At 65.6% G+C, this 18,986-nt stretch carries 16 protein-coding genes; 11 read left to right on the top strand and 5 right to left on the bottom strand.

Annotated features, from left to right (window positions below):
• The 5 genes from paaH (at window position 1) to SA496_RS09690 (ending at window position 5,180) form a co-directional block, all read left to right on the top strand.
• A complete protein-coding gene (paaH, locus tag SA496_RS09710) occupies window positions 1–1,518 on the top strand; it encodes a 3-hydroxyacyl-CoA dehydrogenase PaaH (protein WP_330115340.1) in 1,518 nt (505 codons plus the stop codon).
• Window positions 1,511–1,960, top strand: coding sequence for a hydroxyphenylacetyl-CoA thioesterase PaaI (gene paaI, locus SA496_RS09705; RefSeq protein WP_330115339.1), 450 nt, complete (start codon window positions 1,511–1,513; stop codon window positions 1,958–1,960). The genes paaH and paaI overlap by 8 nt, the downstream gene beginning before the upstream one ends.
• On the top strand, window positions 1,953–3,158 hold the full coding sequence (gene pcaF, locus SA496_RS09700) for a 3-oxoadipyl-CoA thiolase (RefSeq protein WP_120651416.1): 1,206 nt from the start codon (window positions 1,953–1,955) through the stop codon (window positions 3,156–3,158). Before paaI ends, pcaF begins: the two co-directional genes overlap by 8 nt.
• 98 nt (window positions 3,159–3,256) lie before the next feature.
• Window positions 3,257–4,567 carry a phenylacetate--CoA ligase PaaK gene (gene paaK / locus SA496_RS09695; protein WP_120651417.1) on the top strand — a complete coding sequence of 437 codons (1,311 nt, stop codon included), beginning with the start codon at window positions 3,257–3,259 and terminating at the stop codon, window positions 4,565–4,567.
• 259 nt (window positions 4,568–4,826) lie between these two features.
• The gene (locus SA496_RS09690; RefSeq protein ID WP_120651418.1) at window positions 4,827–5,180 is read left to right on the top strand and encodes a DUF1428 domain-containing protein; all 354 of its coding nucleotides are present in this window, start codon (window positions 4,827–4,829) and stop codon (window positions 5,178–5,180) included.
• 194 nt (window positions 5,181–5,374) lie between these two features.
• On the opposite strand, the gene tssA is transcribed toward SA496_RS09690, so the two are convergent.
• From tssA to SA496_RS09665, 5 genes are all read right to left on the bottom strand, one after another.
• Entirely contained in the window at window positions 5,375–6,451 is a 1,077-nt protein-coding gene (gene tssA / locus SA496_RS09685) for a type VI secretion system protein TssA (protein WP_330115338.1), read from the bottom strand.
• Window positions 6,448–10,269: a type VI secretion system protein gene (locus SA496_RS09680; RefSeq protein WP_330115336.1), complete on the bottom strand. Its 3,822-nt coding sequence runs from the start codon at window positions 10,267–10,269 to the stop codon at window positions 6,448–6,450. Before SA496_RS09680 ends, tssA begins: the two co-directional genes overlap by 4 nt.
• Complete coding sequence (locus tag SA496_RS09675; protein ID WP_120651421.1) at window positions 10,266–11,036, bottom strand: DotU family type IV/VI secretion system protein; 771 nt, start codon at window positions 11,034–11,036, stop codon at window positions 10,266–10,268. The genes SA496_RS09680 and SA496_RS09675 overlap by 4 nt, the downstream gene beginning before the upstream one ends.
• 18 nt (window positions 11,037–11,054) lie before the next feature.
• A complete protein-coding gene (tssK, locus tag SA496_RS09670) occupies window positions 11,055–12,389 on the bottom strand; it encodes a type VI secretion system baseplate subunit TssK (RefSeq protein WP_120651422.1) in 1,335 nt (444 codons plus the stop codon).
• Window positions 12,390–12,454: 65 nt separating this feature from the next.
• Complete coding sequence (locus tag SA496_RS09665) at window positions 12,455–12,928, bottom strand: type VI secretion protein (protein WP_120651423.1); 474 nt, start codon at window positions 12,926–12,928, stop codon at window positions 12,455–12,457.
• A gap of 206 nt (window positions 12,929–13,134) precedes the next feature.
• On the opposite strand from SA496_RS09665, the gene tssB reads away from it, so the two are divergent.
• The 6 genes from tssB to tssG all read left to right on the top strand — a co-directional run bounded on the left by tssB (window position 13,135) and on the right by tssG (window position 18,986).
• Window positions 13,135–13,683, top strand: coding sequence for a type VI secretion system contractile sheath small subunit (gene tssB, locus SA496_RS09660; protein WP_120655218.1), 549 nt, complete (start codon window positions 13,135–13,137; stop codon window positions 13,681–13,683).
• 31 nt (window positions 13,684–13,714) lie between these two features.
• Entirely contained in the window at window positions 13,715–15,193 is a 1,479-nt protein-coding gene (gene tssC / locus SA496_RS09655) for a type VI secretion system contractile sheath large subunit (RefSeq protein ID WP_120651424.1), read from the top strand.
• A gap of 79 nt (window positions 15,194–15,272) precedes the next feature.
• A complete protein-coding gene (locus SA496_RS09650) occupies window positions 15,273–15,770 on the top strand; it encodes an Hcp family type VI secretion system effector (RefSeq protein ID WP_120651425.1) in 498 nt (165 codons plus the stop codon).
• Between the two features lie 12 nt (window positions 15,771–15,782).
• Window positions 15,783–16,223, top strand: coding sequence for a type VI secretion system baseplate subunit TssE (gene tssE, locus SA496_RS09645; protein WP_120651426.1), 441 nt, complete (start codon window positions 15,783–15,785; stop codon window positions 16,221–16,223).
• Window positions 16,207–18,006: a type VI secretion system baseplate subunit TssF gene (gene tssF / locus SA496_RS09640; RefSeq protein WP_330115335.1), complete on the top strand. Its 1,800-nt coding sequence runs from the start codon at window positions 16,207–16,209 to the stop codon at window positions 18,004–18,006. The genes tssE and tssF overlap by 17 nt, the downstream gene beginning before the upstream one ends.
• Complete coding sequence (gene tssG, locus SA496_RS09635) at window positions 17,970–18,986, top strand: type VI secretion system baseplate subunit TssG (RefSeq protein ID WP_120651428.1); 1,017 nt, start codon at window positions 17,970–17,972, stop codon at window positions 18,984–18,986. Before tssF ends, tssG begins: the two co-directional genes overlap by 37 nt.

Here is an 18,986-nt window from a genome sequence, read left to right as displayed (position 1 = left end):
ATGCCCGCCCTTCATACTTCCGCCACCGTCGCCGTGATCGGCGCCGGCGCCATGGGTGCCGGTATCGCCCAGGTCGCCGCCCAGGCTGGCCATCCGGTCAAGCTCTATGACAACCGCCCTGGCGCTTCCGCCCAGGCCATCGACGGCATCGACCGCCAGCTCGGCCGCCTGGTGGAGAAGAACAAGCTCTCTGCCGAAAATCGCGCCGCTATCGTCGCCCGCCTGCAACCGGTGGAAGCCATCGAGGCCCTGGCCGATTCCAGCCTGGTGATCGAGGCGATCGTCGAGAACCTGGAGGTCAAGCGTGGCCTGCTGCGCCAGCTCGAAGCGCTGTGCAGCAGCGACTGCATCCTCGCAAGCAACACTTCTTCCCTGTCCATCACCAGCCTGGCCGCCGGCCTCAAGCATCCGGGCCGGGTCGTCGGCATGCATTTCTTCAACCCGGCACCGCTGATGGCGCTGGTGGAGATCGTCTCTGGCCTGGCCAGCGACCGCGACCTCGCCGAAGGCCTGTACGAAACCGCCAGGGCCTGGGGCAAGCAGCCGGTACATACCCGCTCCACCCCCGGGTTCATCGTCAACCGCGTGGCGCGTCCCTTCTATGCCGAAAGCCTGCGCCTTTTGCAGGAAGGCGCCGCCGACTGCGCCACACTCGACGCATTGATGCGTGACGCGGGCGGCTTCCGCATGGGCGCCTTCGAACTGACCGACCTGATCGGCCATGACGTCAACTACGCCGTCACCTGCTCGGTGTTCGACGCCTACTACGGCGACTTCCGCTTCCAGCCCTCGCTGATCCAGAAGGAACTGGTGGACGCCGGCCGTCTGGGCCGCAAGAGCGGTCACGGTTTCTACAGCTATGCCGAAGGCGCCGAACGTCCGCAGCCGGCCGAGCTGACCAGCGACGCCAGCGTGGAGTCCTGCGTGGTGGAAGGCAGCCTGGGGGTTGCCGAACCCCTGGTACAGCGTCTGGTGGACGCCGGCGTGAAGGTGGTCCGCCGCGACGGCAAGGGCCTGCTGCGGGTAGGTGACGCAGTAATCGCCCTGTCCGACGGCCGTCTCGCCAGCCAGCGTTCCCGTGAAGACGGCCTCATCAACCTGGTGCTGATCGACCTCGCGCTGGATTACAGCAAGGCCAGCCGCCTTGGCATCGCCTGCGCCACGAGCACGTCCGGAGAGGCTCGCGACCAGACGGTCGCGCTGCTGCAGCGCGCCGGCCTGAAGGTCAGCCAACTCAACGACATTCCGGGCCTCGCCGTGCTGCGCACCGTGGCCATGCTCGCCAACGAAGGTGCCGATGCCGTGCTGCAGGGCGTGGGTTCGGCTGGCGACATCGACCTGGCCATGCGTGCCGGCGTGAACTATCCGCAAGGGCCGCTGGCCTGGGCCGATGCCATCGGCCTGACGGAAGTCCTGCGCACCCTGGAAAACCTCCAGACCGCCTATGGCGAAGAGCGCTACCGCCCTTCCCTGCTGCTGCGTCGCCAGGTTGCCGAAGGGAGGAACTTCCGTGTCTAACCACGAAGCCCTTTCCCTTGCCGAAGCCTGCGGCAGCGCACTGTTCGAGCGCGATTCTGCCAGCCAGGCCATGGGCATGCGCCTGCTCTCGGTCGCACCGGGCCAGGCCCGCGTCGGCATGAGCGTGCGCGACGACATGGTCCAGGGCCACGGCACCTGCCACGGCGGCTACCTGTTTGCCCTGGCCGACTCGGCCTTCGCCTTCGCCTGCAACACCTATAACGAAGCCACCGTGGCCATCGGTTGCAGCATCGACTACGTAGCCCCGGCGCGCCTCGGCGACACCCTCACCGCCCAGGCCGTCGAGCAAAGCCGCAGCGGCCGCACCGGCAACTACGACGTACGCATCGAAAACCAGAACGGACAACTGATCGCCCTCTTCCACGGCAAGTCCTACAAAGTGCGCGGCTCGGTACTCGCGCAGGAGACCCCTGATGAATGACGCCCTGATTATCGACGCCGTACGTACGCCTATCGGCCGCTACGCCGGCGCCCTGTCCGCGGTGCGTGCCGATGACCTCGGCGCCGTGCCCATGCGCGCGCTGATGCAGCGCCATCCCGAACTGGACTGGAGCGCCATCGACGACGTGATCTACGGCTGCGCCAACCAGGCCGGCGAAGACAACCGCAACGTCGCACGCATGTCCGCCCTGCTCGCCGGCCTGCCGGTGACCGTACCCGGCACCACCCTGAACCGCCTCTGCGGCTCCGGCCTGGACGCCATCGGCAACGCCGCCCGTGCCCTGCGCTGCGGTGAAGCCGGCCTGATGATCGCCGGCGGCGTGGAATCCATGTCGCGTGCACCCTTCGTGATGGGCAAGGCGGAAAGTGCCTTCTCCCGCCAGGCGGACATCTTCGACACCACCATCGGCTGGCGCTTCGTCAACCCGTTGATGAAGAGCCAGTTCGGCATCGACTCCATGCCGGAGACCGCCGAGAACGTGGCCGAGCAATTCAACGTTTCCCGCGAGGACCAGGACGCTTTCGCCCTGCGCAGCCAGCAGCGCGCCGCCGCCGCCCAGGCCAATGGTCGACTGGCGAAAGAAATCGTCCCGGTGGAAATTCCGCAGCGCAAAGGCCCGCCGAAGATCGTCGAGCAGGATGAACACCCGCGCGGCGACACCACCCTGGAACAGCTGGCCAAGTTGGGCACGCCTTTCCGTCAGGGCGGCAGCATCACCGCCGGCAATGCCTCGGGTGTGAACGACGGCGCCTGCGCCCTGCTGCTGGCCAGCAGTGCCGCGGCCGAACGCCACGGCCTCAAGGCCCGCGCCCGCGTGGTGGGCATGGCGACCGCCGGCGTCGAGCCGCGCATCATGGGCATCGGCCCGGTACCGGCGACCCGCAAGGTGCTGGAACTGACTGGCCTGTCGCTGGCCGAAATGGACGTGATCGAGCTCAACGAAGCCTTCGCAGCCCAGGGCCTCGCCGTTCTGCGTGAGCTGGGCCTGGCCGACAACGATCCGCGCGTGAACCCCAACGGCGGCGCCATCGCACTCGGCCATCCGCTGGGCATGAGTGGTGCACGCCTGGTCACCACCGCCCTGCACGAACTGGAAGAACGCCAGGGCCGCTACGCCCTCTGCACCATGTGCATCGGCGTGGGTCAGGGCATCGCCCTGATCATTGAAAGGCTCTGAAACGCAAGAACCGAGATCTGAAAAACGGGTGAGGAGTATCCTCTTCCTCAGCACTCAGAAGCCTACGGCTTCGCGCACAAAAATAATTCGAGTGAACCATGAACATGATTGCCAATACCGCCTTGCTTGACCCGATGGAAACCGCCAGCGTCGACCAGTTGCGCCAGCACCAGCTGGAACGCCTGCGCTGGAGCCTCAAGCACGCCTACGAAAACGTTCCGCTGTACCGCCAACGCTTCGATGAGAAAGGCGTACACCCGGACGACCTGAGATCCCTGGAAGACCTGGCGAAATTCCCCTTCACCGGCAAGAACGACCTGCGCGACAACTACCCCTACGGCATGTTCGCCGTGCCGCAGAGCGAGATCGTGCGCATCCACGCTTCCAGCGGCACCACTGGCAAGCCCACGGTGGTCGGCTACACCCAGAACGACATCGACACCTGGGCCAACGTGGTCGCGCGCTCGATCCGCGCGGCCGGCGGTCGCAAGGGTGACAAGGTGCATATTTCCTACGGCTACGGCCTGTTCACCGGCGGCCTGGGCGCCCACTACGGCGCCGAGCGCCTGGGCTGCACCGTGATCCCGATGTCCGGTGGCCAGACCGAGAAGCAAGTCCAGCTGATCCGTGACTTCCAACCGGACATCATCATGGTCACCCCGTCGTACATGCTGAACCTGGCCGACGAGATCGAGCGCCAGGGCATCGACCCGCACAAGCTGGCCCTGCGCCTCGGCATCTTCGGCGCCGAACCCTGGACCGCCGAACTGCGCCGCGCCATCGAAGAACGCATGGGCATTACCGCTCTGGACATCTACGGCCTGTCGGAAATCATGGGCCCCGGGGTCGCCATGGAATGCGCGGAAACCAAAGACGGCCCGACCATCTGGGAAGACCACTTCTACCCCGAGATCATCGACCCGGTGACCGGAGAAGTAGTGCCGGACGGCCAGATGGGCGAGCTGGTGTTCACCTCGCTGTCCAAGGAAGCGCTGCCGATGATCCGTTATCGCACCCGCGACCTGACCCGCCTGCTGCCGGGCACCGCCCGCCCCATGCGGCGCATGGACAAGATCACCGGCCGCAGCGACGACATGCTGATCATCCGCGGCGTGAACGTGTTCCCGACCCAGATCGAAGAACAGGTGCTGAAGGTCAAGCAACTCTCCGAGAACTACGAGATCCACCTGTTCCGCAACGGCAACCTGGACAGCATCGAGGTGCATGTCGAGCTCAAGCACGAGCACGAGAACCTCGGCGAGTCGCAACAGCAGGTGCTGTGCAACGAGCTTTCCAAGTACATCAAGACCTACATCGGCATCAGCTCGCGCATCGTCCTGCGCCCCTGCTATTCACTGAAACGCTCCGAAGGCAAGGCCTGCCACGTGTACGACAATCGCAACAAGTAACCCTCGCGAAATGAAAAAGCCCCGCTTCGGCGGGGCTTTTTCATGGGCAGGAACAATCGGCGAAAGACGCATTTCTTTCCGCCAGCCCAAAGACATCACAGCGCATTGACCGCTGGTCGGCGCAAGCACCACTCGATTGGCGAGTCTGTCGAACCGGCACTATCTAGATCGACTCATTAGTGAATCGGGCGCGTGATCCCTGCGTGTACCGGATGCGACAGACAACTTTTTTTCACACCATCCAGAAAGGAGAATGGATATGAGCTACGTAGATGGATTCCTGGTACCCGTTCCCACCGCCAGCCGTGAGGCCTACCGCAAGGTGGCCGAGATGGCTGCTGGCGTCTTCAAGGAATGCGGCGCCCTCAGCGTCGTCGAGTGCTGGGGTAACGACGTACCCGAGGGCAAGGTGACCTCCTTCCCCATGGCAGTGAAATTGAAGGAAGGTGAAACCGTGGTCTTCTCCTGGATCACCTGGCCGTCCAAGCAGGTCAGAGACGAAGGCATGAAGAAAGCGATGGAAGACCCGCGCATGAAACCCGACCCGAGCACCATGCCTTTCGATGGGCAGCGGATGATCTTTGGCGGTTTCGAGGTGTTGGTAAGCGCGTGATGAGCTGTTGGACGGGGGCAGCTGTGCTGCCCTTTCGCGAATGAATTCGCTCCCACAAAAAACAGCGGCGACGTGCTTGAACTGTGGGAGCGATTTCAATCGCGATGCAGGTCGAAGACCTGCCTGATAGCTCAGGCCAAACCCCGTGCACGAACCTTGTAGGGGCTATTTCAATCGCCAGGCGCCACTTGCCCCTACTTGAGTACACCCAGGAGCTTCCACAGGCGGCGGGATTCGGCATCGGCCGTGATCAACTCATCCAGCAGATTGCTCAACGGCTGGTTGCCCCATTCCACCGCGCGGCGGATCACATAGGGCACCGGGCTGTGTGGCTCTGTGCGGGCGAGGTAGTCGGCGATCAGCGCCAATTGGCGATAGGCCTCTTCGCGGCTACCCGGTGTGCCGCTGAAGCTGGGCGCGACCTCCGCGGCGGCGGCAATCGGAGCTGCCGAGGATTCGGAGGCTGGCTCCATGGCAGGCGGCGTCTGGGATTGCATGGGGGCGAACTCCTGCATGAGCGAGCGGATGGCGTTCAGGGTCTGGTGCAAAGGAGCGAAGCTGGGAGCCAGGTCACCCAGCCAGCCGTCGCTCCAGGCATCCAGGCGACCGAGTTCCGCCAGGCTCGCCTCCGCGCCCTGACGCACGCGCAGGAAACTCGCCGGTGACATCTGCCTGAGCGTTTCATCGAGCTTGCGCTGCTCCAGCCGTGCCGCCTCGGCGGCGACCTTATCCGCCTTGCTGTCGCTGGCCTGCACCTGCCGTTGCTGGAGTTGCTGCCAGCCGTGCAGAGTCAGGTGGGCGAGATCGGAATGCTCGGCACCGAACAGCGCGCATCGGGTCAGCACGATTTCGCTGTAGCGACGCACCATCCACTCCAGCGGCGCCACGCGCCAGGAACGGTCGCCGTCCTCCGGTTGCGGGTGCAGATCGTCGGGGTAGCGCTCACAGAGTCCGGCGAGCAACCCCAGCGCCGGCGCCAGGCCGTCGAGTCCGCTGCGCAGGAGCCAGGCCTCGCCCAACCAGGCAGCCAGCATCAGGTCCTTGCTGCGTTCACGGAGCAGCTCGCTGGCCAGGTGCTCCACAGCAGCCCAGTCACCGCGCTTGAGGTCCGCTTGCCAGACTCCCGCGGGCAGGCTGGCGTCGTCCTCCCGGCGCAGCTCTCGCAGACGGTCCCAGGCGGGGTCGTAGCGCAGGCTGGGACCGCAGGGTTCGGTATCGGAAATGGGGTCCAGCAGCTCGCTGGCCGGGCTATCGGTCATCGGCAGGTTCATGGCGTCGCCTCGGTGCTGACCAGGGAAGCGCTGTGGCTATTGATGAAGGGCGAGCGCGGAGCCTTCACCGGCAGGGGCTGAATCGACAGCGGCAGCTTGCCCCCCTGCGTCATCAGCGACAGGCGCATGAACATCAACGCCTGCTGGTTGCCGCTCGGAGTACCGCGCACCGGCACCTGAAGGGTCAGCGGAAAGTCGGTGTAATCCATGCTCGGCTGCCGTTGCAGCACCACATGGGAGCGCATCAGGCGCAACAGCGCCCACGGCCCGCGGTACTCCCAGCCCGCCTCCAGATCGGACACCGCCATGCTCGGCTGCAACGGGTCGATGCTCGGTCTCTGGCTGCCGTCCTTGGCCCAGCGCAGCAACAGCTGCACGGGATCGCCGACGTTCCAGTGCAGACGCTGCACTTCGCCGGGGAAGCCGATCTGCTTGTCGCCAGCATGCAGACCCCAGGCGATTACCTGGTCCGCTCCGCGCTCGTCATCGCGGTCGGTGCGCCAGCGCACGTCCAGCTCGACGCCCAGGGAGCCAGAAGGGTCGCGCAGGAACAGCGGGCCAAGCCAGCTACGCGCCTGTTTCAGACGGGCGAGGAAGTCCTCCGCTGCAGGGCGATCGCTGGCGTTGCTCCATTTCAGGCCTTCTTCAGCCTGCGCCAGCCGGCTGTCGATCAGTTCCACCAGGTGCTGCACCCGTGCCGGGTCGGCATCATCGGCCTGAAGGCTGTAGGCGAAGGGGAAGCGGTCAGCGAGGTACTGGTTGAAGTAGTCCGCCAGGTCATTCCAGGCCTGGGCGGCACGCTGCTGCTGCAACTGGCTGCAGCGCTGCGACGCCTGTTCGCGCAGGACATGGGTACGCCGGGACAGATCGCCGACACCGGCGGAAAGGGTGGCGGTGGCCAGCACCTGGGTGCAGGAACCCATGTCCATTTCGACGAAGTCGCGGCTGACCAGTTGCTCGAACAGCGCCGGTGAGCTGGCAGGGTTCTGGGCCTTGTACTTGATCATTTCCTCGCTCAGGGCAGCCAGGCGCGCCACCCGGTCCCGCTCGGAGGAAGACAACCCTGCCTGCTCCTGGAGCCACGTCAGCGCTGGCGCCGCGCCCTCACTGGTGGAAAGGATGACTGCGAACTGCTGGCCCAGGCTGTTCTTCAGGTCCTGCACATCGCTGGAGCGGAAGAGTTGCAGACCGAGATTGCGGCCACCGTCCCATTGGTAGATGTCGAAGCGCTGGGTAAATACCGGTAAGGCATCGATGCTGCCCAAAGCTGAATCGACATCGGCCATGGCCATGCGGGTCAGCTGGCTGCGCAATGCGCCAGCAAGGTCGGTCCGATCGAGCTCGACCAGTGCGTTCAGAACCTGGCCGGCCTGTTCCACCGGAACATCGAAGGCCTTGCTGGCCCCGCCTGGCGGGCGCGGATCGGAAGCGCTGAGGCTGGCCCAGATGGCTCGCGTCGCCGCTTCACCAGCCGCCTTGAGCATGCCTTCGCGATAATCCGGCGGAATCAGTGCCAGCTCCTGGCCGACGAAGGCGCGATAGCTGTCGACGAAGCCCTGCGCCTGGGCCAATGCCCGCGAATCGACGTAGCGCAGTGTCCGCGGATCGGGCTCGGCGGCGTCCCGACGCAGGGCAACCACGACGAAATCGCGCTTGAGCAGCCCTTTGATCGCCTTTGCCAGCGCGCTGATGTGCTCTTGCATCGTCAGCGTGCCGCCCGCCTGACGCTGCAACAGGTTGGAGCGAGTGCCGATGCTGGCGATCCACTGCCCGTGGAAGCCTTTGCGCAGGCGGGCCGCTTCGGCCTCGAGGTTTTGCTCCACCGCGGGGCCCAGCAAACTGTTCTGACGCACAGTTTCCATGTGATTGCGATAACCCGGAACCAGCTCCTCGCCATTGCTGTGGCTCCAGGCGGAGTTGGTCAGGGCGATCAGGTCTTCGAGGGTATCGATCAGGCTGTTGATCTCTTCCAGCTCGGGCAGTGTATTGCCCTGCCCGCCTTGCAGGCTCTCGAGGTGCACCTTGAGGTACCCGGCCGGACGAACGAAGTTGTCGGCCAGGAAGTACTGCGTCAGCCAGAGCTTCATCAGCGCCTGATATTGCTGGCTCAGGGCCTGGCGCTGGGGCTGTAGGTCGAGCGGCGCCAGTCCCGGGCCGCCCAGCCCTCGCAAAACGCGCTCGTAATAGGCGCGGCGGCGCAGGTCGGCCGTGTTCAAGTCCAGCCCGAGCGCGGTGTTGCCCAGTTGCGCCAATGGTTCCAGTACGCCCTTGTCACCGGACAGGACGTCGGCGAACAGCCGGTTCTGTTGCGCCAGGCTGGACACGCCGTAGGCCAGCTTGCGCGCCTTGACATAGTTCGGCCAATCCTCGGGCTGCTCGCCTTCGACGCTGGTGCGTCGATCACCCACGCGGATCGCCAACAGCTTGTCCAGCTCCACTCGCTGCAGCTGTCCCAGGGGGTGCATCGCCTCGCTGCGCGCCATGGACCGGAGGACGTTGTCCATGCGTCCATCGAGGGAGGAAAACCAGGAGGTGGGATAGACCAGCGAGGCGAAATGCCAGCGCGGAGCATCCTGCAACAGGCGCCAGAAGCCCAGCAGGTTACGCCGCGCCTGCTCCGCGCTGCGCGCCGGGTCCTTCAGCGTCACATGATTGTTCTGCGCAACCTGCAGCACACGCGTCAGCTCGCGGGCGTCACGCTGGCCGTCATGCCACACCCAGAGCATCCCGAGGAGCCAGAAGGCGCCGATGACCGCCGCCGTACCGGCAACTACCTGCTGCCAGCGCTGACGCAGGCGCAAGATGCGCGGCACCGCCTGGGCCAGGCCCTGTTCAGCGAGGAATCGTTGGCGCCAGAGCGAGCGCGTGAACACGCCGCGCGCCGGAGCCAGTTCGCGGGCGGTCAGCTCCCACGACTCGGGATCGCTGGCGAACGCTTGAGCCGAGCTGAGATAGAGCCCCCGCAGCCGCGGTGCCTCGCCCTGGGCATTACCCTGGAATACCGGCTCGAGCAGCGCGCGCAGGTTGCCCCGCAAGCAATCCAGCTGACCCGGCAGACGGTAGAGGTCTTCTCCCAGCTCACCCTTGATAGCCGCTACTTCGAGGATCGCCGCCTGCACACCCTGGATCACCTGGTCGATGGCGTCATCCAGCCAGTAGCCCTGCCAGCCCGCCTCCAGGGCATAGGGTGATGCCCAACCCAGGGCGCGCTCACGGCCTTCTTCCGGCAATGCGGCTACCAATTCCTGAAACCCCTGCATTTCCTCGAGGCCAGTGACCAGCACATGTACCGGTAGGCTCAGGCCCAGACGCTGCAGCATTTCGCCGAAGCGGCGACGCGCGGCGATGGCATCGGCTGCCAACTGCGCATCGTCCAGCAGGCGCGCCAGCGGGATGGTCCAGATCACACCATCCAGGGGCCGCTGGCCACGCAAGCGCAGCAACATGCCGAGCAGTCGACGCCATGCGAAGGCCGGAACGGTTCCACCCTCCTCCGGCAGAAACAGGCCTTGGGGCACCACCAGCAGACAGCCGTCGGGGTCGAGCCACCAGCGACCAAACCAGGCAGCCCGCCCAGCCGGCGCCAATTGCCAGTCCAGGCACAACTGGCCGCCTTCACGCGGGTCGCCCACCAGCAATAGCCAGGGAGTCTGATAACGATCCTGGCTGCCCTGGTCGTGTTCCATCTTGCGCACGGCGGCATAGAAGCTGCGGATGGCCGCGCCGGACTGGGTGCGCAACCACCACCAAAGCACCGCGAGGGCGGCCAGCAGCAGGAGCAGCGCCAGGACTATCAGGGCAATGGCGAAGCCGCTCATTCCGACTGCTCCCCGTCATCCAGCGTGGCGGCCAGGTGCAGGACGGGTTCCAGTTCGGACTGGATGTCGCTCCACAGCCACTGCCCAAGGGCTGTCAGCAGCAGCGCAAAACCTGCAATCGCCAATCCCAGGCGCAGGCCATCCGGCAAAGCCCGACGCAGGGGCCGGCTCAGCGGCTCGGCGCGCAGTGGGCGCTCGAGGCTCTGCAGTGCGCCTTGAGCGACGGGCTCGCGCTGCCAGGCGAAGGTGAACAACGCCTGCCGCCAGCGTTCGTGCATGGCCTGACCACGCTCACCGCGCAGCTGGCCGTGGAAGCCCAGCACCAGGCATTGCAGGTAGACATTGGCCAGGTCGCGGGTGGCCGGAATACGCTCCTTGAGCAGGTTGCGAATGGCCGTGGGCACGCGCTCGCCGGCATTGCGCGACCCATAGAGCCGCGCCTCCAGCGGGCGTTCCTGCCAGGCGATCTGGCCAGCCCAACTGCCGAACAACAGGGTTTCATCCAGCAGCGCCACGAAGGCGTAGACCATCGCCTTGACCTGGGCCGCCGCCGGCTCGCCGACACTGGCAAACGCGCTGCGCCAGAGGCGGCGAACGATGCGCGTGGCAGTCTCGGCCGTGCGCTCCACCAGTTGGCCGTCGCTGTCGTCGGCATCTTCCAGCTCGTCCCAGGCATCACGCCATTCCAACCAGGCCTGGCGAAAAGCGAGGCTCAGGGGTGCCTCGCCGAACTCCGGCGGATACAGGGCCACACTCCTTTCCGGCATTTGCGCGTCCTTGGCTGGTCAGGCGAATTCGTGTGCGTTGGCGACGAACAGCACCACTTGCCAGGGCCCTACCAGCGCAGCCTGGCCGGGCACCACGATGCAGAGTTTCTGCTCGGGATCGAACCACTCTCCGGCAGCCTGGACCACGAACAGACGGGTGTCCTCACCCACACTGTAGGCAACCTGCTCGCCTCGGCTCATGGATTGGTGCGCCAGCCCACTCATGCGCTGGCGAGCAAGAGTCGGCACCTGACCCTGGGCGGCGATGATGGCCTGTCCCAGCCAGTAGGAAGCAGCCTGCTCCCCAGCGCCAGCCGGCATGCGCAGGCCGATTACCAGGCGCTGGCGACGGGACTGGAGGTCCGGCAGTTGAATGGCGAAGCCCTGCTCCACCTGTTCGAAGACCAGGCAGCGATAACCGACCCGCACACGGGTCAGGGCGCTCTCCAGCCAGTCGAGTACTTCGTCGTAGCCGCGCTTTAGGTCGAGGTAATCCAGCGGCGCGAAGGCCGGAACGCCGGCCACCGGGTCCAGCGCGCACCAGGCGCCAGCCATGCCCACGAGCAGGCCATGCAAGCGGTCAGGGGCGGCGATCCGGCTGTTCAGCGCCGCCTCCACTTCCGGCAACCGCGCCCAGAGTGCGGCGAGCTGCCGGCGAATCTCCACCATGTCGTCATGGTTGCCCGCCTGCTCCGCCTGACGCAGGCGTCCGCCGAGGAACAGACACTTCTCCCGCGTGCGGGCACAGAGGGCGGCAACCGCACGACCGAGCACGGATTCGGGAAGGACTCGCGGGGTTGGCGCCACATAGGACTGGCGAACGAAACCACCACCCTCCTTGGCGATCCGCAGGAGCGGCAGGCAGACCGAATCGGCACGACCGATCTCAGTCACCAGTCGCGCAGCCGGACGCCAGACCAGGATGGGTTCGGGGTGTTCGCCGCTGGCCAGGTCAGGCACGGCCTCGCCCACCGCCGATTGCAGGCGCCCACGCAGCGGCAGCACCTGGCCGCCTCGCCCGAGCGGGTTGACGGCCAGGAACACGGTGACGGTTGAAGTCGCGGACTGGGCGATGGCGGTGCTGAGGTCCAGCTCCAGCACTACGCCCTCGCCGGGCTTGATGCTGACCGGCAAACCGTCGGGCAGGATGGCTTCGAGGGCGAGCACGCGCACCAGGCCTGCGCTCAATGCAGCGGGGTCGAGTTCGAGTTGGGAGATGCCCCAGAACCAAGGATTGCCGGCTTGGGCGAAATGGGCGGCAAGGACTTCCGCGCGCAACCCTTGCAGCTGGAAATGCTGGGGCAGCAACTGCATGCCCTCGTGCCAGCACACCGCGTCAGGCAGAACTTTCATACCACTCCCCTTCGACGTCCAACGTTGTCGCGAGCTCGACGCCCTGCTGCTTCAGGGGCCTTTCGTCACTGCTCGTTCTCGCTCAGCAAGCGCATTTCCCTGCTATCGAACCGGAGCCAGGCACGGCTCTGCTCATCCAGTCTCAGGCGGTGAGCACCGGGTGTGTTATAGCCGGCAAAGACCAAAAGTCCAGCCGCGCTATCACCCGCCAGAGGAAACTCGCGAGCCTCCATGAATTGCCCGGGAACCAGCTCCAGGCTCCAGACGGAAAACTGCTGACGGTAGTCGCGGCGAAACTGCTCGCGATCGGCGAACCACTGCCGTGCGGTGATGCCGGAAAGCACCTTGAGCAACTCGGGATCGCGCACCGCGATGAAGTCGACGGCGATGGGTGTGTCGTCGTTGGCGCGCTCGGCGACATCCAGGGTCAGTGCGTCGAGTTGGACCTTCGGACCGAGTAGATCGGAGCATCCTCCCAGCAAGATCGCAGCGGCCAGGAACAACAATTTTGAACTGGAAATGAAACGTCCTTGCTTCATGAAGGTCAGACTCTGGTTTGCATTTGCAAATTTATAGACCTGTTCTAGCGTGTGTGAGTAGTTCATCGGACCGATGAACTAGAGGGATCGCCAAGGACAGGCTTGCGTGTAGTTTCCCCCTGTCGCGTCGTGATCCAGCAAGGGAGTGCGATGACAGGACCAGTCCGATGCATTGCGCTCGTGGCAATGCACCGGAGCCCACCAAAATGGCCGAAAGCACGCAGCACAAACTGGATCGGGTACGCCCGCCCCGGGTTCAGATCACCTACGACGTCGAAATCGGCGACGCCATCGAGAAGAAAGAACTGCCGCTGGTCGTGGGCATCCTCGCCGACCTCTCGGGCAAGCCCGAGCAGCCCCTGCCGAAACTCATCGAGCGCCGCTTCACCGAGATCGACCGCGACAACTTCAACCAGGTCCTCTCCTCCATCGCACCGCGCGCCACCCTGCAGGTGGACAACACCATCACCGGTGACGGCAGCAAGCTCAATGTCGAGCTGCGCTTCAAGGACATGGACGACTTCGATCCGGTCAACATCGTCAAGCAGATCACCCCGCTGCGCCGTCTGTTCGAGGCTCGCCAACGCCTGCGCGACCTGCTCACCAAGCTCGACGGCAATGACGATCTCGACAAGCTCCTGCAGGAAGTGGTGAGCAACACCGAAGGCCTGCAAGAGATCAAGTCGGCGCGTCCCGAAGCCGAAACCGCCGCGCCCGAGGGCGAAGGCGAAGCACCGGCCGAACCCCAGGCCTGATCCATAGCCCGACTTCCAGGAGGAATCGCTCATGGCAACAGAAGCCGGTGCGAACAGCGAGAGCACCACGCAGACCCTGACTCTGCTCGACCGAATCGTCGCCGAGGGCCGCATGGCCCACGATGACAGCCAGCAGGATTACGCCCGCGACATGCTCGCGGAATTCGCCACCCAGGTTCTCGACGAAGGCATGGCCATCGACAAGGACACCGTGGCCATGATCAACGATCGCATCAGTCAGATCGACGAACTGATCAGCGCCCAGCTCAACGAAGTCCTGCACCACCCCGAGCTGCAGAAACTGGAAGCGTCCTGGCGTGGCCTGCACCTGCTGGTGCAGAACACCGAAACCAGCTCCCGCCTGAAACTGCGCCTGCTCAACGTCAGCCAGAAAGACCTGCAGACCGACCTGGAAAAGGCCGTCGAGTTCGACCAGAGCGCGCTGTTCAAGAAGATCTACGAAGAGGAATACGGCACCTTCGGCGGCCATCCCTTCAGCCTGCTGGTGGGCGATTACAGCTTCGGTCGGCATCCCCAGGACGTGGCCCTGCTGGAGAAGCTTTCCAATGTCGCCGCCGCCGCTCACGCGCCCTTCATCGCGGCTGCCAACCCGAAACTGTTCGACATGAACAGCTTCACCGAACTGGCCGTACCCCGTGATCTGGCGAAAATCTTCGAGAGCCAGGAGCTGATCAAGTGGCGCAGCTTCCGCGAGAGCGAGGACTCGCGCTACGTTTCCCTGGTGCTGCCGCACTTCCTCCTGCGCCTGCCCTATGGCCCGGACACCCTGCCGGTGGAAGGCATGAACTACGTCGAAGACGTCAACGGCACCGACCATTCCAGGTACCTGTGGGGCAACGCTGCCTGGGCCCTGGCCCAGCGCATCACCGAGGCGTTTGCCAAGTACGGCTGGTGCGCAGCGATCCGTGGCGCCGAAGGCGGCGGTGCGGTGGAAGGTCTACCGGCCCATACCTTCCGCACCAGCTCCGGCGATCTGTCGCTGAAGTGCCCGACCGAGGTGGCGATCACCGACCGCCGCGAGAAGGAACTCAACGACCTCGGCTTCATTGCCCTCTGCCACAAGAAGAACAGCGATCTCGCGGTGTTCTTCGGTGGCCAGACCACCAACAAGGCCAAGGCGTACAACACCAACGAAGCCAACGCCAACGCGCGCATCTCGGCGATGCTGCCGTACGTGCTCGCGGCCTCGCGTTTCGCCCATTACCTGAAGGTGATCATGCGCGACAAAGTGGGCAGCTTCATGACCCGCGACAACGTTCAGACCTACCTGAACAACTGGATCGCCGACTACGTACTGATCAACGACAACGCCCCCCAGGAGATCAAGGCCCAGTACCCGCTGCGCGAAGCACGGGTGGACGTTTCGGAAGTGGCCGGCAAGCCGGGCGCGTACCGGGCGACCGTATTCCTTCGCCCGCACTTCCAGCTGGAGGAACTGACCGCCTCGATCCGTCTTGTGGCCAGCCTGCCGCCGCCGGTAGCCGCCTGACCCGTGCCGCCCGCCGGCCAGTCCGGCGGGCGGGCACCACCCTTTCTTTCGGATTTTCCAGATTCAGGAGTTCCAATCGATGGATGCGATCATTCTCGACCTCGGCGACGACATCAAAGGCGACAGTCTGCTCGAGGGCTATTCCGACAAGATCGAACTGATGTCCTACAGCCACAACGTGGCCATGCAGGTCACCAACGACGTCAGCAACTCAGAACGCACTTCCGGCCGCCCGCACATTGGTGAGTTCACCGTCACCAAGTTCATCGACACCTCCACCCCGTCGCTGAACGAATACTGCTGCGCCGGAAAACCCATCACCACGGCGAAGATCACCATCGGCCGCAACGCCGCCGAAGGTGATGGCAAGGTCCTCCCCTTCATCGTCTACACCCTGGATAACGTGGTGCTGTCCAACGTCAGCGTGAGCGGTGGTGCCGGTGGCAAGCCGGTGGAAACCCTGTCGCTGAACTTCACCAAGATCAAATGGGAGCTCACTGCGCAGAAGGACGACGGCACCAAGGAAGGCACCGCCGCTTCCACCTGGGACCTGGCGGCCAACAAGGTGGTCAAGTAACGACGCCCGGCCATGTCGGAAGCCGGCCTGCTGCCGCCACTGTTCGAGCGTCTTGCCGCCCAGGCGGACGAGGCGCAGGCCTTCGACCGCGAGGCCATGGCGGAATCCGTCCGCCAGGAACTGGCGCGGCTGCTCAACACCCGCCGCGCCAGCGCCAGGAGCGCGCAACCACTGACCATCCTCGACTATGGCATCGGCGACTGGAGTGCACTCCAGGCACGCCGCAGCGATGACCGGCGGCAACTGGTACGGGAAATCCGTGCCGCCGTTCAGCACTTCGAACCGCGCCTGCAACTGACCGAAGTGGAAGCCGAACCGGTCCCCGGCCAACCCCAGCGCCTGCGTCTTCGCCTGGGTGGCAGTCTGCGCAGTGGTCAGCGCAGCTGGCCGGCGGTGTTTGTCATCGACAACAACGACGAGGGCCTCGAGGTAAGCCATGAGCGACTCGATTGACCCGGAGCTGCTGGACTACTACCAGCGCGAACTCACCTGGCTGCGCCACGCCGGCGCCAGTTTCGCCGCACGCTATCCCAAGGTTGCCCGCCGCCTCGAATTGTCTCCCGGCGAATGCCCGGACCCACATGTGGAACGGTTGCTGGAAGGCTTCTCGCTACTGACCGCGCGCCTGCAACGGCGCCTCGACGACGACTACGCAGAGTTCAGCGATGCCCTGCTGGAACAGCTCTACCCGTTGGCCCTGCGCCCCTTGCCCTCCTGCGCCATCGTCCAGTTCGAGCCGGACCCGACCCAGGGTAGCCTGGCCGAAGGCTTCCGGATGCCACGCGACACGCCGCTGTTCGTCACCACCAGCCAGGGCGCCAGCGTGCACCTGCGCACCACGGCAGAGGCGATGCTCTGGCCCGTGCGCATCGGCGGTGCGACGCTGCTGGATGGCGACGAGGCAGTTGCCCTGACCGGACGCCCCGAGGCACGCGCGGCACTGCGCCTGGAACTGCACTGCCTGGGCGAGTTCGATTGGGCGCAACTGCCCATCCGCCAATTGCGCCTGCATCTCGCCGCCTCGCCGGTGACCAACGCCGCGCTCTACGACCTGCTCGGCGCCCACACCCTCGGCATCCATTGCGGCGTACCGGGCGTGCCATTGCTGCCCTGCCCCGGCGAGCCTCAGCTGGTGGGCTTTGCCGACGACCAGGCGTTACTGCCCGAGGAAGATGGCCAGCATCCTGCCCTGCGCCTCCTGGCCGAGTACTTCACCTTCCCGGACAAGTTCGCGTTCTTCGATATCCCGATCCAGCCGCCCAGCACGGGCGGGCGCGATTGCGTGCTGTTGATCGCCTTCGACCGCGCTCCGGCGGGCCGCCTGCACCTGCAGCAGCACGACTTGCGCCTGGGTTGTGCGCCCGTCATCAACCTGTTCCCGCGCACCTCCGAGCCGCTCCGACCGGACGGCACCCGCAGCGAGTATCGCCTGATCGCCGATGCCCACCGCGAAAGCAGCGTGGAGATCCACAGCGTCCGCGCCATGCGGGCTGCATCGCCGCGCGGCGTGATTCCAGTACCGGCCTACTATGGCCATGCCCATGGTGCGAGCGTTCCCGGTGCCCGCCTCTATTGGCATGCCCGCCGGGTACAAGGCATGACCCCCAATCGCCTGGGCACCGACCTTTTGCTGAGCCTGGTGGACACCCGTTTCGATCCATTACAGGACGCCCCCGAGTACAGCCTGACCGCCGAGCTGCTCTGCACCAATCGGCACCTGGCGGAGAATCTGCCGGCTGGCACGCGCCTGGGCTTCGAGCGCCCCGGCCCGGTCGCCCGCGCCAGCCTGCGCAACCCGCCCACCCCGCAGAGCCTGCCGCGCCTGTCCGGCGAATCGCGCTGGCGAATGGTCTCGCAGCTCACGCTCAACCACCTGTCCCTGGTGGAAGGCCCGCAGGCCCTGGAAGCCCTGCAGGAGATGCTCAACCTGCACAACCTGCGCGACGAAAGTGGCGTCCGCCGGCAGATCGAAGGCATCACCCGACTGACGTGCGAGCGGGTAGTCGCCAGGATCGGCGACGATGCCTGGCGCGGGTGGCGCAATGGGCTGGAAGTGCGCCTCAGCCTCGATCCCCAACACTTCGCCGGCGCCAGCGCCGTGCTCTTCTCCGCCGTACTCGCGCAATTCTTTTCCCTTTACGCGACCGCGAACCGCTTCGTGCGAACCGTGCTGGTCGATGGCGACAAGGAGGTCAGGACGTGGCGACCCCAGGCCGGCATGCCCCTCTCCCTCTGAGCCGGCGCCTGCGCGAAGCGCCGCAGGCGTTCGAGCTCCTGCAGGCACTCCTGCTGCTGGAGCGCGAACGGCCTGGTGCAGACCCCCTTGGCCAGGGCAGCGCCCCCCAGGGTGAAGCCTTGCGCCTGCGCGGCCCGCTGACCCCGACCTTCGCGGCCAGCCAGGTCGAGAAGCTGGAAGAACAGCCCGGCCAGCCACCGACCCTTACCACTCCCGTGTTCGGCCTCGGAGGCCCCGACGGCCCCCTGCCCTACGCCTACCAGGAGTGGTTGCAACAGCGCGCCAAAGAGAAGGATCACGCCCCGGCGGAATTCCTCGACCTGTTCCAGCATCGCCTGCTCAGCCTGTTGTACCGCGCGCTCGGCAAACATCGCCTGGCGCTGGGCTTTCGCGCGCCCGAAGACTCGCCAGCACAGGACCAGTTGCTGGCCCTCTGCGGCCTGCTACCCGGTGCCCTGCAGAATCGCCTGACCCTGCCGGACGCGGCCGTGACCGCACGCACCGCGTTGTTCGCTGGCGGCCGTCGCTCTCTGGCCGGTTTTGCCGCACTGGTGCGTCACCAGTTCAACGTCGCGGTGCGCTACGAGGCCTACCAAGGGGGCTGGCGCGAAATCCCACCGGCCAGCTGCAGCCGCTTGCAACGCGGCGCCCGCAACCTCCGCCTGGGCCGCGATGCCATCGCTGGCACCCGTGTATGGGATGAACACGCCGGTATCCGCCTGATCCTCGGCCCGCTGTCCAGCGACCGTGCACGCGACTTTCTTCCCGCCGGCGCCGACCACGTACAGCTTGCAAGCCTGGCCGCGCTCTACTTCGGCCCAGACCTGGACTGCAGCCTGCGCCTGCTGGTCCGTCCCGGTGCGCCGCTGTGCCTGGACCGCACCCAATCGCCCCGCCTGCGCTGGAGTGGAGGCCTGCAGTTGCACGGCGAAACGCTGCAACGGATCGACACTCGATTGCGCCACTCGGAGGTGACCTGA

It is taken from the genome of Pseudomonas sp. JS3066 (assembly GCF_036328175.1).
GTDB lineage: Bacteria > Pseudomonadota > Gammaproteobacteria > Pseudomonadales > Pseudomonadaceae > Metapseudomonas.
Note: the sequence above shows the minus strand (reverse complement) of the source record. Positions and strands in the feature narration are given on the sequence as shown.

What these genes read in the sequence shown, in the direction of transcription:
- SA496_RS09650 (WP_120651425.1), top strand. Translation starts at nt 15,273, where the DNA reads ATGGATGCGATCATTCTCGACCTCGGCGACGACATCAAAGGCGACAGT.
- tssB (WP_120655218.1), top strand. Translation starts at nt 13,135, where the DNA reads ATGGCCGAAAGCACGCAGCACAAACTGGATCGGGTACGCCCGCCCCGG.
- tssC (WP_120651424.1), top strand. Translation starts at nt 13,715, where the DNA reads ATGGCAACAGAAGCCGGTGCGAACAGCGAGAGCACCACGCAGACCCTG.
- tssA (WP_330115338.1), bottom strand. Translation starts at nt 6,451, where the DNA reads ATGAACCTGCCGATGACCGATAGCCCGGCCAGCGAGCTGCTGGACCCC.
- SA496_RS09675 (WP_120651421.1), bottom strand. Translation starts at nt 11,036, where the DNA reads ATGCCGGAAAGGAGTGTGGCCCTGTATCCGCCGGAGTTCGGCGAGGCA.
- SA496_RS09690 (WP_120651418.1), top strand. Translation starts at nt 4,827, where the DNA reads ATGAGCTACGTAGATGGATTCCTGGTACCCGTTCCCACCGCCAGCCGT.
- tssE (WP_120651426.1), top strand. Translation starts at nt 15,783, where the DNA reads ATGTCGGAAGCCGGCCTGCTGCCGCCACTGTTCGAGCGTCTTGCCGCC.
- paaK (WP_120651417.1), top strand. Translation starts at nt 3,257, where the DNA reads ATGAACATGATTGCCAATACCGCCTTGCTTGACCCGATGGAAACCGCC.
- tssF (WP_330115335.1), top strand. Translation starts at nt 16,207, where the DNA reads ATGAGCGACTCGATTGACCCGGAGCTGCTGGACTACTACCAGCGCGAA.
- pcaF (WP_120651416.1), top strand. Translation starts at nt 1,953, where the DNA reads ATGAATGACGCCCTGATTATCGACGCCGTACGTACGCCTATCGGCCGC.
- SA496_RS09665 (WP_120651423.1), bottom strand. Translation starts at nt 12,928, where the DNA reads ATGAAGCAAGGACGTTTCATTTCCAGTTCAAAATTGTTGTTCCTGGCC.
- tssK (WP_120651422.1), bottom strand. Translation starts at nt 12,389, where the DNA reads ATGAAAGTTCTGCCTGACGCGGTGTGCTGGCACGAGGGCATGCAGTTG.
- paaH (WP_330115340.1), top strand. Translation starts at nt 1, where the DNA reads ATGCCCGCCCTTCATACTTCCGCCACCGTCGCCGTGATCGGCGCCGGC.
- SA496_RS09680 (WP_330115336.1), bottom strand. Translation starts at nt 10,269, where the DNA reads ATGAGCGGCTTCGCCATTGCCCTGATAGTCCTGGCGCTGCTCCTGCTG.